Annotated in this window: 12 protein-coding genes and 3 pseudogenes; 11 read left to right on the top strand and 4 right to left on the bottom strand. The window is 69.6% G+C overall.

The window, feature by feature from the left end; genetic code table 11:
• Window positions 1-122: 122 nt before the first annotated feature.
• Window positions 123-1,391, bottom strand: coding sequence for an FG-GAP repeat domain-containing protein (locus WMF28_RS09110; protein ID WP_437601724.1), 1,269 nt, complete (start codon window positions 1,389-1,391; stop codon window positions 123-125).
• Window positions 1,392-2,997: 1,606 nt separating this feature from the next.
• Window positions 2,998-3,663 (bottom strand): hypothetical protein, encoded by a 666-nt coding sequence (locus WMF28_RS09105; protein ID WP_437601723.1) that lies wholly within the window; start codon window positions 3,661-3,663, stop codon window positions 2,998-3,000.
• 197 nt (window positions 3,664-3,860) lie between these two features.
• Between WMF28_RS09105 and WMF28_RS09100 the strand changes: the two genes are divergently transcribed.
• The 7 genes and pseudogenes from WMF28_RS09100 to WMF28_RS09070 all read left to right on the top strand — a co-directional run bounded on the left by WMF28_RS09100 (window position 3,861) and on the right by WMF28_RS09070 (window position 9,973).
• Window positions 3,861-3,992, top strand: coding sequence for a hypothetical protein (locus tag WMF28_RS09100; RefSeq protein WP_437601722.1), 132 nt, complete (start codon window positions 3,861-3,863; stop codon window positions 3,990-3,992).
• 130 nt (window positions 3,993-4,122) lie between these two features.
• On the top strand, window positions 4,123-4,878 hold the full coding sequence (locus WMF28_RS09095) for a hypothetical protein (protein WP_437601721.1): 756 nt from the start codon (window positions 4,123-4,125) through the stop codon (window positions 4,876-4,878).
• Window positions 4,879-4,882: 4 nt separating this feature from the next.
• Complete coding sequence (locus WMF28_RS09090) at window positions 4,883-6,466, top strand: aldehyde dehydrogenase family protein (RefSeq protein WP_437601719.1); 1,584 nt, start codon at window positions 4,883-4,885, stop codon at window positions 6,464-6,466.
• Window positions 6,463-7,320 (top strand): class I SAM-dependent methyltransferase, encoded by an 858-nt coding sequence (locus WMF28_RS09085; RefSeq protein ID WP_437601718.1) that lies wholly within the window; start codon window positions 6,463-6,465, stop codon window positions 7,318-7,320. The genes WMF28_RS09090 and WMF28_RS09085 overlap by 4 nt, the downstream gene beginning before the upstream one ends.
• A gap of 461 nt (window positions 7,321-7,781) precedes the next feature.
• Window positions 7,782-8,009 (top strand): annotated as a pseudogene (locus WMF28_RS09080) (matrixin family metalloprotease); the annotation flags it as partial.
• Between the two features lie 141 nt (window positions 8,010-8,150).
• A pseudogene (locus tag WMF28_RS09075) lies at window positions 8,151-8,435 on the top strand (IS1380 family transposase); the annotation flags it as partial.
• Window positions 8,436-8,959: 524 nt separating this feature from the next.
• Window positions 8,960-9,973: an SGNH/GDSL hydrolase family protein gene (locus tag WMF28_RS09070; RefSeq protein WP_437601716.1), complete on the top strand. Its 1,014-nt coding sequence runs from the start codon at window positions 8,960-8,962 to the stop codon at window positions 9,971-9,973.
• A 163-nt stretch (window positions 9,974-10,136) separates the two neighbouring features.
• Here WMF28_RS09070 and WMF28_RS09065 read toward each other — a convergent pair whose 3' ends face one another.
• Window positions 10,137-10,598: a hypothetical protein gene (locus WMF28_RS09065; RefSeq protein WP_437601715.1), complete on the bottom strand. Its 462-nt coding sequence runs from the start codon at window positions 10,596-10,598 to the stop codon at window positions 10,137-10,139.
• A 304-nt stretch (window positions 10,599-10,902) separates the two neighbouring features.
• Here WMF28_RS09065 and WMF28_RS09060 point away from each other — a divergent pair, with 304 nt between their 5' ends.
• Both WMF28_RS09060 and WMF28_RS09055 read left to right on the top strand, forming a co-directional pair.
• Entirely contained in the window at window positions 10,903-11,628 is a 726-nt protein-coding gene (locus WMF28_RS09060; protein ID WP_437601713.1) for a transposase, read from the top strand.
• A gap of 47 nt (window positions 11,629-11,675) precedes the next feature.
• A complete protein-coding gene (locus WMF28_RS09055) occupies window positions 11,676-12,785 on the top strand; it encodes an alpha/beta hydrolase family esterase (protein ID WP_437601712.1) in 1,110 nt (369 codons plus the stop codon).
• 62 nt (window positions 12,786-12,847) lie between these two features.
• Here the strand turns inward: WMF28_RS09055 and WMF28_RS09050 are convergent.
• Window positions 12,848-13,027: pseudogene (locus WMF28_RS09050) on the bottom strand (hypothetical protein); the annotation flags it as partial.
• A 155-nt stretch (window positions 13,028-13,182) separates the two neighbouring features.
• On the opposite strand from WMF28_RS09050, the gene WMF28_RS09045 reads away from it, so the two are divergent.
• A complete protein-coding gene (locus WMF28_RS09045) occupies window positions 13,183-13,557 on the top strand; it encodes a helix-turn-helix domain-containing protein (protein WP_437601711.1) in 375 nt (124 codons plus the stop codon).
• Complete coding sequence (gene tnpB / locus WMF28_RS09040; protein ID WP_437601710.1) at window positions 13,554-13,898, top strand: IS66 family insertion sequence element accessory protein TnpB; 345 nt, start codon at window positions 13,554-13,556, stop codon at window positions 13,896-13,898. Before WMF28_RS09045 ends, tnpB begins: the two co-directional genes overlap by 4 nt.
• Window positions 13,899-14,034 lie beyond the last annotated feature (136 nt).

The following is a 14,034-nucleotide window of genomic DNA, read 5'->3' as shown; positions in this document are numbered from 1 at the left end:
CACGCACCTGGTGATCGACCAGCACGTCAGCGCCTCGACCCAGAACCAAGCCCTCGCCTCCGTCGCTTCGAACGTTTCGCGCCGGTGGGAGGCCGTCTTGGATCGGCGCGAGGATTCTCGCCCTAGCGTTGTAGGAAGACGAAAGCGCCCTTCTTGTTCGAGATGACGATGTCCGGCCGGCCGTCTCCGTCGCCGTCCGCGACCGTGAGCTGGGTGCCTACCCCCGAATCGTCGTCGATGAGAACGGGCTGGAAGTCGATGCGTTCCGCCGCTCGCGCCTGCTCGAACCAGTAGAGCCGTGCCGGCGCGTCGAAGTCCGGCATGCCGGCAGGCACATGACCCCAGAAGCGCTCGCCGCTCACGAGGTCCTGGAGCCGGTCACCGTCGATGTCGGCGTGAGCGAGCGCGTGCGGCTCGTGCATGAACACGCTCGACGCGGCATCGGGTGTGGTCCCCGGAACGACGACGTGCTCCACGAACTTGGTGCCGGCCGCGTTCGGAACCTGCTCGAACCAGGAGAGCCCGTAGCCGTGAGCGGCGAGCGTGGTCGCTATGTCCGCATCCCCGTCGCCGTCCACGTCGACCACCGGCATCTGCGCTCCCCCGGCACCGAACGGCTGCTCGACGCGCGTGAACGGCAAGCCGTCGGGCGACTCTGGGCTCCGCGTGAAGTAGCCGCTCGCCTCGACCAAGTCGCTTGCGCCGTCCCCGTTGACGTCGCCTGCACCGAGGCCGTGCGTGAACGCGCCGTACCCCCGATTCTCGGTGAGCGCCCGGAAGACCCACGGCTCGGTCGGGTCCGCGCCGGGCGACGACGTTCCGAGCACGCCTCCCGACATGTGCACGAGCTCGGGCACGCCGTCGCCGGTGATGTCGGAAAACAGGGGCGACTCGTTGTCGATCGGCCACGGCAGTGTGTCGTGACGAGCCCAGAGCGCGTCGCCGTCGCGTGGGTTCTGGTACCAAGCCGCGGGCACACCCGGAAAGCCGACGACGAGGACGTCGGTGAAACCGTCGTGGTCGAAGTCGTAGGGGAACTCGAAAAAGCAATCCGAGTAGCCGTGCGGATCGAAGGCTTCCCTCGGCCAGACGGGATGGCTCGTGCCATACCCCGGACCCTCGTACCAATCCGGGCCCGCGATGACATCCGTCACCCCGTCGTGATTGAAGTCCGCAAAGCTCGCCCCCTCGCAGTAGAACTCGCGGTGCAGCGTGATCTTCACGAAGCGTGCGTCGAGGGCGGCCTCACGGGGGAGCGGTGGGGGCGCGGTGACGGTGCCCGCGGGCGGCGCGTCGGTGCCCGCGTCGACGGGCGCGCGCGAGGATTCGGCCGCGCAGGCGATGACCAAGGCGAGCGGTGTGCAGCACAATACCCCGATTCCCGAAGCCATCTCCGAGCGCTTAGCACGTCGTGGTAGAATCGGTCACCATGCGCCGGCCATCGCGCACGGTCCCGCTCGTCATCGGGAGCTATGCCCTGGCGAGCAGGAGGATGGCTCGCGCAAAGCCATTTCGACCTGTCAAGAATTTTCCACCAACGACCAGCAGTTGACATCACGTACAAAAAGTACGGATCCACTGATCCCCGACAAGAACCAACAGATCCAACGAGTTCACTCGACTGTGCAATATCGTCTACACCACGCTGCGCTCGTCCAAACGCCGTCACGCACGACCCCGCAGCGCACCGTGTCCAGCATCGACGGCTCCTCGGGCGGCTCTCGCCACCCGGGCCTGCTCGAGAGCGTTCCGCCTGACGCGCGGCATGCCGGGTCGTCGTCTACATGTCGGCCCCGATCGGCGGGGCCTCGCTCCAGGTAGGGTCTCGCCATCGCTTGACCGGTGGAGGATCCACCGGCATGCCGAGGTGCTCGAGGATCTTTGTGTTCGTGGCGCGCTCGGTGATCGCACAGAGGATGCGGATCCGCGCGTGGCACTTTCATGCACCGAGTACCATCGATTTCGAACGTTCGGCGCAGAAGTGTAGCCCACGGAGGCGCCTTGACTTCGCGAGCAACACCCCGCCGACAAGAGCTTCGATGGGCTGTCGGTCTTGGTCTCTCAGCGCTTCGGAGCCGACCCGCTCTGCCGGCATCTGAGCAGTGGAGTGGCTGGGAGGTTGAAACAGGCGGCAGCGCATCGAAGGGCCCGGCGACGGGGCGGCGAGCGAAGGAGAATGCCTCGGCGCTGCGCCGCCAGCCCAGACGCCGACCCCGATCGGTGATGCCGCGGGCCCTTGGCCGCGGGCGACGCGGCGGCGTAGGGCGCCCCGTTGGGCCACACCGGAGCCGCCCTCGGCGGCGAAGCAGGTGGAAACTATCAAAATCGTTGCTGTTTCCGGCGCCCGCTCGTCATCGACCGGTTTTTCTGGCGGGACAATTCCGCGGGGGCGAACCGTCGCGCTCTGTCGCATCCCCGGGGATTTGGGGAGGGCGTGACGACGGATCGCAGCCCCTCGGAAGGCGTGGGCCCAACCCGGGCCCAAGCGTCAAGCCTCGGGCCTGGGGAGCTCGCCGTGACCGGGCCGTCGCCTCGGGCTGCGGTGGTCGCCTCGCTTGCCAGCACCCTGAGCCGCGCCGTCGCCCTCGGGGATGAGGCGGCGGCCCGGGTCGTTCACGAGGCGATCGGTCGGCTGCTCGGCCTGGTGCCAGCACCGGAGGGGCGAGAAAGGTCGCGTCGACGGTAGCAAGCCGCATTGGCGAGGCGCCTGGATAGGACAGGTGCGGAGCTCCGCGGAGGCCGAACCGTCTTAACCTTGGCCAGCACTGTCGGAGATGGCGGCCGAGGTGGCACAGGACCGGAGCAGGCGAGAACCAGCGCCAGCAGGCCGAAAGCGAGCCAGACGATGAGAGGATAGCCGGCGCAAAGCCATTCCGACCTGTCAAGAATTTCCAACCAACGACCAGCAGTTGACATAACGTACATAAAGTACGATCCACTGCTCCGCCTGCAAAAATCCATCAGATCCAACGAGTTCACTCGGCCGCGTAATGTTGTCTACACCACGCTGAGGTCGTGAAAGTAATGGCGGGCCCGCCGCGCGAAGGTGCGCTTCGATTCGAGGTAGATCCGGAGATCCGGGTCGCCCCAGGCCGGATGGCACTCGATCTCCGAGCCCACGGCCCAGACCTCGACAGGGAGCTTGTCGCCCCCGTGCAGCGCGCGGAAGCGCTCGATGATCGCCACGAACGACGCGCAGTTCGCGTCCATCGCATGGTCCGTCTTGGACCCGTGCGCGAGCACGAGGATGTCCGCGCCCTGAAGCGCCGCGTCGAGCCGCCCGTAATCGTCGTAGGTGTAAACGACGTTGGAGCGCAGTCCGGTCACCTGCGCGCCCTCGCGCTCGAGCATCTCCTTCAAGGGCGCGCCGAGAGCGCCCGTCGCGCCGGTCATCGCCACGCGCCTTCCAGCGAGCGCACACCCTGTGCCCGCGAGCCGGTCGAACACCGTGGTGAACGAGCTCATGTAACGGTCCGGATAGGCGTGGTGCAGAGCATGGTAGGCGGCGTCGACGAGGAGCGCCCCCGGCGCCGGGACCACCGCCCTGTCCACGTGGTTCGAGTCGCGCCCGCGCCTGAACGTCACCCAGGCGAAGAGGACCGAGAACAAGAGGAGCGCGCACGCCGACCGGGCGGCCCCGAACATCGGAGAGAGCGCGATCACGTCAACTATGCATCTTGCTCCCTTCTCCGCCTGCAGGCGGCTCGTTCAGGACGTTCTGCGACGATGGCGAGCTTTCATCGCACCACCGTGGCGTGAAGAGTGCGTCCGGCTGAACGGCGTCAACCGCCGGGAGCGGCTGCCTGGGTGCCGCCACGCCCGCGCTCTCGCGGGGCGCGCCGCAAGCGTCCCGGGAGCGGATGGTCGCGCACGAGATGGACCGGGTGCTGCTGGAGCGGGCGGCGGCGCTTGTTCAGCCCAGCGCCATGACGGCGTGCGAGCGGCGCGCGGTGTCCAAAGCGCTGCGCATGGAGCGCCAGCGCTTGCGGTGAAGCTATGTCGACGACGGCCGGCGCATGTCCTCCGGCAAGTTGGCTTGCGGCAGGATGGTTGGTCGAGTACCTTGCGGGCAGCTCAACTCCGATGCTCTCTTCGACGAAGAGGGAAAGCGACGATCCGGAAATGGGAGCTGCCGAAGAGACCGTCTCGATCCGTGAGCCGATGTCGTTCGCGTTCGAGAGCGAGGCCGAAGCGGACGCCACGTGTCTCCTGATCACATGGTTTGCGATCGTCGAATCGGCAGCGCTCGGCGTCCTCCCCGTCCTCCCGGCGCTCGACCTGGCGCGGGAGCGCGACGATCTCGGGTATCTCGAGTCGTTCTTCGCGCACGGTATCCGGCACCTCAAGGACGAGCAAATGCACGCCAACCTCTGGTGCAAGGCGCTCCTCGATTTCAGCCGCGCCTACCCCGACGTGGTTAAGCGCGCGCGCCTGCCGGGCTGGCTGATGAAGATGATGCTCCGCAAGGTCGCCGTCCCGCACGGCGTGCTCGAGTTCGCCGTCGATTGCCTCGCCTTCGAGGTGGTGATGAGCGCCTTCTACAAGGTCGCCGCGCCGCGCCTGTCGTACCCTCCGCTCGAGCCGGTGTTCCGGCGCCTCGCCAGCGACGAGGAGGCGCACACGGCGTACGACCTCGCCTACCTCGAGGGCTTCTTCGCCCGGTCGAGCCGGTCCGCGCACCTGCGCGCGACCGCGCGCTACTGGTGGCACACGGCGGGCGTGCTCGCCACGGTCGTGCCGCTGCTCCGGGCGCTCGATCGCCACAAGCCGCTGCCCCGCGGCTCCTTCCGGAAGGCGCTCGCCGCGCACATCCAGGAGTCGGGGATGCCGGGCTGCCGTCGCCTGATGCCCGCGCTTCTCAGCGGGCAAGCTGCGTAGTCCCATGGGCGAGATCATCCACGATGGGTGGATTCACGGCGCCTCACCGCTGGACGGCGCCCCGCTGTGTCCCGTGCGGGTGACGACGGCCGACGGGATCCGGGGCGTGGTCCGCCGCGCCCGGCAGGCGCAGGCGGCGTGGGCAGCGCGGCCGATCGCGGAGCGGGCGCGCCTCCTCGCCGAGGCCGGGCGCTGCTTGATGGGGAAGGCCGACGAGATCGCGGCGGAGCTCCATCGCGAGCTGGGCAAGCCGATGGCCGACGCGTACGGGGTCGATCTCGGCTCGACCCCCGAGGTCTTTCGCTACTACACGACGCGCGCCGAGGACTTCCTCCCGGCCGAGGACGTCGCGTTCAACCCGGTGATGTTCCCGCGGAAGAAGGCGCGGGTCGAGCGCCTACCGCACGGGGTGGTCGGCCTCATCATGCCGTGGAACTACCCGGTCTCCATCCCGGTGCACAACCTCGTCCCGGCGTTCCTCGCGGGCAACGCCGTTGTGCTCAAGCCGTCCGAGCACGCCGCCCGGACCAGCGCGGCGCTCGTCGGCGCCCTGTCGGACGCGCTGCCCGAGGCGCTGCTCGGCCTCGTGCAGGGCGGCGCCGAGGCCGGCGCGGCGCTCGTCGAGGAGGTCGACCAGATCGTCTTCGTCGGCGGCGTCGTGGGCGGGCGGGCGGTGGCGCGCGCCGCGGCGGAGCGCCTGATCCCGGCGCAGATCGAGCTCGGCGGCAAGGACGCGGCCATCGTGCTCCGCGACGCGGATCTCGATCGGGCAGCGCACGGGATCGCCTGGGCCGGCTTCGTCAACGCCGGGCAGAGCTGCGCGGGGGTCGAGCGCGTCTACGTCGAGTCCGAGGTCTTCGACGCGTTCGTCGGGCGCCTCGTCGCCGTCGCCGAGCGGCTCCGCGTGGGCGACGACGGCACCGCGCCGGGCACGGTCGAGATCGGGCCGATGGCCACGCCGGCGCAGCTCTCGCGCGTCGAGGCGCACGTCAGCCAGGCGGTCGCGGCCGGGGCGCAGGTGCGCTGCGGCGGTGCGCGGCATGGCAACTGCTACCTTCCGACGGTGCTCACCGGCGTCGACCCGTCGCTCGACCTGCTGCGCGAGGAGACCTTCGGGCCCGTGATCCCCGTCGTCGCCGTTCCGGACGCGGACGCGGCGATCCGCGCGGCCAACGAGAGCGCCTACGGCCTCACGGGGAGCGTGTGGACGCGCGACGTCGCGCGGGGCGCGGCGCTCGCGCGAGAGCTCCGGGTCGGGGTGGCGACGGTCAACAACCACATGTTCACGGCCGCGGCGCCGCAAGCCGTGTGGACCGGGCGCGGGATCTCGGGCTACGGCGTGCAGAACGGCCCGGCGGTCGTGCAGGCGATGACGAGGCCGCGGCTGCTCGCGGTCGACGAGAACACCGCGCCGCGCGAGCTCTGGTGGTTCCCCTACGACCGCGCATTCTTCGATCTGGCGCGCGGGATGGTGCGCTCGCTGGGCAGAGGACCGAAGCTCGAGCGGCTCTCGTCGGCGGGCCAGATGGTCCGCGGCGCGGCCAGGCGGTGGCTCGCGGCGTCGCGCTCCGGGGAGGAGCGCTCTTGAGCGGAGCGCGAGAGAACGCGGCGCTCGCCTGGAGCGCCTATTTCACCGCCGCGGTGTGGGCGTCGCTGGGCGTCCCGGGCGCAGCGCGCTTCGACACCCTGAGGGGGCGCGTCCTCCACCAGGCCGCGCGCTGGGGCGGGAGCATGCTCGGCCTGCGCGGCGACCACAGCGTCACGAGCCTCCTGCTCGCCGCGCGCCACCTCGGCCTCGGCGCGCTGCTCGATGAGATCGCCCCCGAGCAGGTGATCGAGCTCGCCGCGGGGCTGTCGCCGCGCGGGGCGGAGTGGGCAAGAGCTCGTCCGGTCGTGTACATCGAGGTCGACCAGGCCGCCGTGATCGACGCGAAGCGGCGTCTGCTCGAGCCCGCACAGCCGCGCGGCGAGCTCGTCCTCGTCGCGGCGGACCTGCGCGAGGCCGACCTCGGCGAGGCGCTCGGCGCGGCGCTGCGCGACCGCCGCACGGCGGTCGTCTCCGAGGGGCTGACCGGCTACCTCGACGAGCCCGCGCTGCGCGGGCTGCTGCGGCAGGTGCGCCGCGTGGCGAGCCGCCTGAGCTCGTGCGTGGTGCTCATGGATTTCTACCTGCGCGACGGCGCCGCGGCCACGCCGGCGCGCGACGCCGGGGTGCCTGGGGAGGCATGGCTGCGCAAGCGCGCGCTCCGCTCGATGCTGCGCCGGGGACTCGACGACCTCGAGCACCTGCGCGCGCTCGTGTCGTCGGAGGGCTTCGAGCTCCGCGCCGCGCACACGGCGCGCGACCTTGCGGTCCGGGCTGGCATCGCGCCGCCGCTGCTCGAACTGTTCGTCATCGCGGAGCTCGCGCCCGCGCTGAGCGGCGGCGACGCCGTACGGTAGCAGCGGTGACCGGCCGCCGCGCGGGCATCCCCCGGAAGGCCCCCGGCTCGCGGCGCGCGCGGGAGCAGGCAGAAGCGGAGGCGCGCGCGGAAGCGCGGGCGCGGGCGGCGATCGAGGTGGCACGCATCGAGGCCCAGGCGAAGGCGCGCCTCGAGGCCGACAACGCGGCGCGCGCGCACGAGCTGGCCGTCGCCCGCGCGCGCCGAGGGCCGGCGCCGCGGGCCTGGTGCACGCGCTCGCCGCCGCGCTCGGCCTCGTGCTGTGCGGCGGCGCAGCGGCCGCGTACGGGGTCGCGCAGCACGTGGCGGGCCTGGAGTAGGGAGCCCGGCGGCTCCGCGACGCACAGGCGGCGCTGGCAGAGGAGCGCGAGAGCGCGAGGGCGGCCGAGCTCGCGGCCCTCGACCGGCGCCACGCGGCGCTGCGCGGCCGGCCCCTCGCCCGCGAGGCCGAGGAGGCGCGCAATGCCCTCGATCTGCGGGCGCTGGACCGCGATCTGCTACGACTTCACCGTCGGGGACGACTCCGCCGCGCGGAGGGAAGATCTGCACGCCGTCGACACGCACGAGGCCGGGCATTTTCTGGGCCTCGACCACACCATGGCCGGCCCCGAGGCGACCATGCACTCCAGGTACGACAGGTCGGACCCGATGAACTTCCGCACGCTGCACGACGACGACATCGCGGGCATCTGCCAGATATACCCCCCTCGGGCTCTCTCCACGTCGACCTGCAACCCCATCCCGCCGCACGGGTTCTCGCCCGAGTGCGCCGATGACCAGCTGGTCCGCTGCAGCGCGGCGCCGCCGGCCGCCGGAGGCCCAGGATGGAGCGCCCCGCTGAACACGCTCGAGTCGAACTGGGCCTATATGGTGATCGCGTCGCTCGCGTGGTCGCTCAAGGCTTGGTTCTCTTTGCTCATGCCCACGGCGCCGCGATGGCACGAAGCACACCAAGCCGATCGAGAGCGCGTTCTGCGCATGGAGTTCCGCTCCTTCGTGCAGCGTTTCATTCTCGTTCCGGCGCAGATCCTCCATACCGGTCGAACTCTCGTCTATCGGCTCCTTGCCTGGCGTCCCGAGCTGCCCATCTTCTTCCGCTTCCTTGATGCGCTCTGACGGCCGGGGCTGCCCGACGCACTGAGGCACGGGCAGCCCGACCGCGAACCTACAACCTCGAACCACGAAACGAGGGATCCTTGACCAGCCGCAGCGACGATCACCGAATCCCGGCTCTCCGGCAGGACGGATCCGCTCGGCGATTCGAGACGGCGGTTCGGCCCATTTCGAGGGTCGCCAAGCGCTTGATCGAGGACTAGCCGGCGCGGTCGTCGTCGCCCGCGCCGCCGCGCGTACCTCGTCGCGCAAGAGCCGTCCATCGCGCGGTCACTAGCGAAAACTGGGCCGGGCCGTGCTCGGAGGGTCGGACCGAGGCGGACCAGGCGTGGGCCGTCGGGCGCAGAACCGAATACGAGGTGCGCCGGTGTAACCGCCGTTTCGCACTCGGGCGCCGCGTGGCCGCGAAGAGCGCCGCCGTCCAGACGCACTTCCCCTCGCGATGAAATCGTTCAACGACAACGGCAACTTCGATAGGCTGCGCTTCACAATCGCGGTGGAGCACGCGATCGTGCTATGCGTAGCAGATGCCCGTGCGCCGCCTAAAACTCTCTTCTTCCGCCGTCCTCGCGTGTGTGGTGCTGCTCGTCGCGGCGTGCAGTGAGGGCGCCGACTCGCCTGGCGGAACCGCGAGCACGGCCAGCGCCGGGACCACGAGCGGCAGCGGGACAGCGGCGGGTGGCGGCGGCTCGCCCGGCAGTTCCGGCTCGAGCGCGACCAGCGGGGGCGCGGCGAACGCCGGTGCAGGAGGCACGGCCGGCGGGGGCGCCGGCGGAGCGGGCTCGGGTGGCATGGGCGGCGTATCCGACGGTGGCGGAGGTACCGCGGGCAACGGAGGTGACGGAGGGGGCAGCGCTGGCGCGGGCGGCGGCCCGGCATTCCAGCCCTGCCCGGCGAGCGGCTCCTGTAAGGTCATGCCCTTCGGCGATTCAATCACGCAGGGTTTCAATGTCGCCGGCGGCTACCGCGCCCCGCTGTTCCACCTCGCGCTCGAAGCGAACCGCGACATCACCTTCGTCGGTTCCGCCAATGATTACAGCGTGCCCATGGTGGACGGAGTGACGTTCCCGAGGAACCACGAGGGTCACGGCGGCTGGACGATCGAGGGCAACAACGGCATCGCGCAGCTCGTGGGCACCAGCATTCCGAATTACAAGCCCAACATCATTACGTTGATGATCGGAACGAACGACATCAACGGTAACATCAACCTTGCGGACGCACCGAATCGCCTGGGCAAGCTGCTCGACTCGATTTTCATGCGTGATCCGAACATCCTCGTGGTGCTCGCGCAGATCGTGCCGACGAGAACGGACGGCACGAACAACGCCATCAAGACCTACAACGCGGCCATGCCCGACCTGGTTTCGACGCGCGTCAGCAAGGGGCAGCACATCGTGCTGGTGGACATGTACACAGCGTTCACCAACGACGCGAACTACAAGCAGTCCCTCTTCGCCGACAATCTCCACCCGAACCAGGCAGGGTATAACCGCATGGCCGATGTTTGGTTCGAGGCGTTGAGTCCGTACCTTCGCTGAAATCGAAAGGCGAACGCCACCAACGCTCGAGCAGATTCGCGGCGCACGCCGTTCGAGCCGAAATTGAGGAGCTCGCGGCGTAACCCCGGCTATTGGTTCGCCCCGGCGCAATCACCTCGCCTGGTATCGAGAACGAATGGCAGCACGACGCGGCTTCCGGCTCTCAAGAGCCCCACGGCGTCTCGCCAGGACAATGACTATCGGGTGCGCGCGCCGAACCTTGATAGAGCGACCTTCGATGAACCAGGGTGGGATCACGGGATCCCGACGGGTACGGCCGCCGGGTCGTTTCGTTGCTGTCACTTCCCTCGGCCTCGCGTGCTTGGGTCTGCTCACCAATTGCGACGATACAGAGGATGGGGATGGCCGAGTCTTCATCAGCGGAGTGAAAGACACGAGCGGCAAGGTCGGCGGCGTGGCCATCGATTTCGTTCCCAATCGCTCTGGCGACCACGCCGCGAAAGTGCAGCTGGACGTTCAGGTCTGGAATGGCGACTTGATGATGAACGGCAAAACCGCCGAGCACGAGTGCTTGGACCTGCCGGCTTTCGGTCGGCTCACGCTGCTCTCCCACGGCGGTGAGCTGACTTCCAACGCGCGAGTCCGCTTCGTCGCCATGCGCCAAGGCCCCGCTTCGAAAAGCAGCGCGACAGCAACTGCGGGCGCGGGCGGCGTATCGGCAGCCGGGCCCGTCTGCGCGGGCATCGAGCTAGATGACGCCGTTTGGCCGAGCGTAGGCGCCAGCGTGCCGCCCGTCGACTCCGGCGGAAACGGCGGATCCGCAGGCAGCGGTGGCTCGAACGGCGGAACGAGCGCGGGCGGCACTGGAGGCAACGACGGCGGGACAGGCGGCTCGCCCGACGCCGGCGCTGGCGCCGGCAACGCGCTGCCTCCGCCGTCTCGGGACGAGAGCCGCCCGCCGGCCCGCAATGGCTCCGCGGGCTGTCGCCGTCTTCTCCGAGCGCGCTCGCGTACGACAAGCCGCCGTGCGCTGCGCTCGATGGCTTCACCTTGCACGCAGCGACGCGCGCCGGTGCGCACCATGCCGCGGCGAGGGAGGCGCTGCTGCGTTACGTGCTGCGACCCCGATCGCAAAGGAGCGCGTCGAACCGCAGCAGGACGGCCTGGTGCGGCTCTCGCTCAAGCGCGCCTTCGGTGACGGGACTGTCGCGGTGGACATGGATCCGCTCTCGCTCCTGTGCCGCCTCGCGGCCAGCGTCCCGCCGCCGCGCTTTCACACCGTCAAGTACGCGGGCGTGCTCGCCTCGGCAAGTCGCCCACGTTGGCGCGCAAGCGCATCGGACCGCGCCCTGCGAAGCCAGAAGAGCCTACGACGGCGGACGATGACGCCGCTCCGAAACGCAAGCGTGGCGGCTATCGAGCGGTCGACAAACCGCGCCGAGCTCTTTCGACCCAGGACCGAGCCATCACGACGCTCGCGGTCCCACCCTTTCGGCTTGCTGCATTACGTTTCTTCGCGCTGCGCTCCGGCTTCTTTTACCTACGCGCCGCCGCCTTTTACCTACGCGCCCGGCTTCTTTTACCTACGCGCCGAACGATACGGTCGCGGCCGGTATGGTGACGCGCCTATTTTGAGCTGTTGCTTCACAACTGAACCGGCGCGCCTCAATCCATTGCTGGTCGGGAGGCCATGAGCTAGGGTCGAGTCCCAGTCGCGCCCTTCGCGCGCGCGGAGTTACCGATGACAAGCGCCCGTTCCTCCTCCCTGGTCCTCGCCCTGTTCTCACTCTCGGGTGTTGCTTGTTCGTCGAGCAGCACCCCTCCGTCGGAAGAACCGGGGGTCGCAGGCGCGGGCGGCCAAGCGCAGGCGGGCGCCGGTGGTAACGCCGCGAGCGCGGGCAGCACCCCGGGCGGTGGCTGGCCCGGCTCCGCGGGCGCGGGCGGAGCGGCCGCAGGCGGCGCCGGCGGCGCGGGCGGCAGCGCGAGTGGCGCGGGCATGGGGGGGGCGAGCGGTGGTGGCGGTCAAGCCGGCGACAGCGGCGGCAGCGCAGGCGGCGCGACCGGGACGGACGCGGTCAAGAGCGCTGGCTGCGGCAAAGCGAAGACTCTGCAAAACGGCACGATCGACATCTCGTTCGGCGGCGCCTCTCGCAAGTACATCCTTCGCGTGCCGAGCGATTACGACAAGGACAAGCCGTATCGGCTCGTGTTCGCCTTCGCGGAGTCCGGCTCCTCCGCCATGTCGGTGGCGAACCGGAACTACTTCACGATGGCGACGCTCGACACTGGAGCTACCACCATCTTCGTCGCGCCGGACGCCGCGAACGGCGCCGGTTCCTGGAGCAAGTCGGACGTGGAGCTGACGGACGCGATCCTGGAGGAGCTCGAGGGAGATCTCTGCATCGACAAAACTCGGATCTTCGCCACCGGCTTCAGCTTCGGGGGAGCGATGTCGTTGGCTCTCGCCTGCACCCGCGCGGACGTGTTCCGAGGCGTCGCCTTCTTTTCGGGGGCAGATCTCACGGGCTCCTGCACGGCGACGTTGACCAAGCCGATCGCCTACTACGCGTCGCAAGCCAGCGGTGACAGCAGCGGCCCCCCCATGCCGACCAGCGGTCGCGTCAAACAAGCCGAGTTCGCGAAGGTCAACGGCTGCATGGAGGAGCCGTCGGCGACCACCTTCCCGGCAGCTGGCCAGCCCCACACGTGTACCGAGTACAAGGGCTGCTCCGCAGGTCACCCCACCAAGTACTGCGTGTTCGACGGCCCGCACGGCTGGGAGCCGAAGGACCCCGGGCAATCGACGAGCTGGAACGCCCCCGAGGCGTGGAAATTCATCACGCAATTCTGATTTCGAGTCGAGGACTGCGTCGGGCGCAACGACGATGGGGAGGCGGTCGCCGGGCGACGCCGTCAAAGCTCGCAGTTGGCGGCGGAGTCGGCGGCCTCTACGAGGCACACGTCGCCGTCGGCGCCGTTGGTGAGTCGGTCGCCATCGAGAGTGTCCGTCCCCGCGACGCCGTCGAGGTAGTCGTCTCCGCCATCGCCGAAGAGCTGGTCGTCCCCGCCGTCGCCGAACAATCGGTCGTTGCCGGCGCCGCCGGAGGTAGCCGCTCCGCAGACCGCGTCTTTGACCTGGCCAGACTCGGCTGCACGCTACGCGGCGCCGGAAGAGGGCGGTGCCCTCGCCGAGCGACGAGGAGCAAGCGATGCCAGGGAGCAGGGATCTGGTGCAGTTGCGTGCGGCGTTGTCGAGGTATCGAGAGCAGCAGCGGCGCGGGAAGTACCCGAGGGAGCTGCGGGAGCGGGCCGAGGCCTATGCGAAGGAGCGCTGCCGGGCGGGGGCGACGCCGAGCGAGATCGCGGCCGAGCTCGGAGTCCGCACCGTGACCGCCAGCCGATGGGTCTCCGGAGGTGAGGGCTCCGACGAGGGCGCGCCGCGGGCAACACCCAAGACGGTCGAGGCCTTGCCGTTCGTGCCGGTGGTGGTGCGTCCGGAGCGCCGGGATGCATCGGCGATGCGGCTGAGGCTTGCGTTCGCCGACGGGACGCGGATGCAGGTCTGTGGGCTCAGTGCGCGCGATCTCGTGGAAGCGATCGACGCGGTGCGGAGGGGACGGTGACCCCCGCGACGATAGCGGTCTACCTTGCCGTCGGTCCGATCGACTTGCGGGGAGCGTTCGACCGGCTTGCCGCGATCACCCGGCAGGTGCTGTGCCTCGACCCGGCGAGCGGCGCGCTCTTCCTGTTTCTCAATAGAAAGCGCAACCGGCTCAAAGCGCTTTGGTGGGATCGCAACGGATACACGATCCTATATAGACGTCTCTCGAAGGGGAGTTTCTCTCTGCCCCCGTTCACGGAGGCGGACGGCAAATGCATCGAGCTGTCGGCACAGGATTTCGCCCAGCTGCTCGCTGGCCTCCCCGTGGACGAGCTGGCAAACCGTCGCCGGATTGTCCACTGACCGGGACACGAGGACGTAGCTCGGAGGCCGAGGTCTCGGCCTCGGTGCGGCACGATGGCTGCCGGCGCAGCGCGACGGGGAGATGAAGCAGAGCGCGTGCCGGGCCGCCCGGAAGACCTCGTGAGGGCGCATCGCC

Source organism: Sorangium sp. So ce590 (assembly GCF_051521365.1).
GTDB lineage: Bacteria > Myxococcota_A > Polyangia > Polyangiales > Polyangiaceae > Sorangium.
Note: the sequence above shows the minus strand (reverse complement) of the source record. Positions and strands in the feature narration are given on the sequence as shown.

Bases quoted from the DNA above. Each gene is read 5' to 3' on its own strand.
- WMF28_RS09110 (WP_437601724.1), bottom strand. From the start codon at position 1,391: ATGGCTTCGGGAATCGGGGTATTGTGCTGCACACCGCTCGCCTTGGTC.
- WMF28_RS09100 (WP_437601722.1), top strand. From the start codon at position 3,861: ATGGTCGCGCACGAGATGGACCGGGTGCTGCTGGAGCGGGCGGCGGCG.
- WMF28_RS09095 (WP_437601721.1), top strand. From the start codon at position 4,123: ATGGGAGCTGCCGAAGAGACCGTCTCGATCCGTGAGCCGATGTCGTTC.
- WMF28_RS09090 (WP_437601719.1), top strand. From the start codon at position 4,883: ATGGGCGAGATCATCCACGATGGGTGGATTCACGGCGCCTCACCGCTG.
- WMF28_RS09070 (WP_437601716.1), top strand. From the start codon at position 8,960: ATGCCCGTGCGCCGCCTAAAACTCTCTTCTTCCGCCGTCCTCGCGTGT.
- WMF28_RS09060 (WP_437601713.1), top strand. From the start codon at position 10,903: ATGGCTCCGCGGGCTGTCGCCGTCTTCTCCGAGCGCGCTCGCGTACGA.
- WMF28_RS09055 (WP_437601712.1), top strand. From the start codon at position 11,676: ATGACAAGCGCCCGTTCCTCCTCCCTGGTCCTCGCCCTGTTCTCACTC.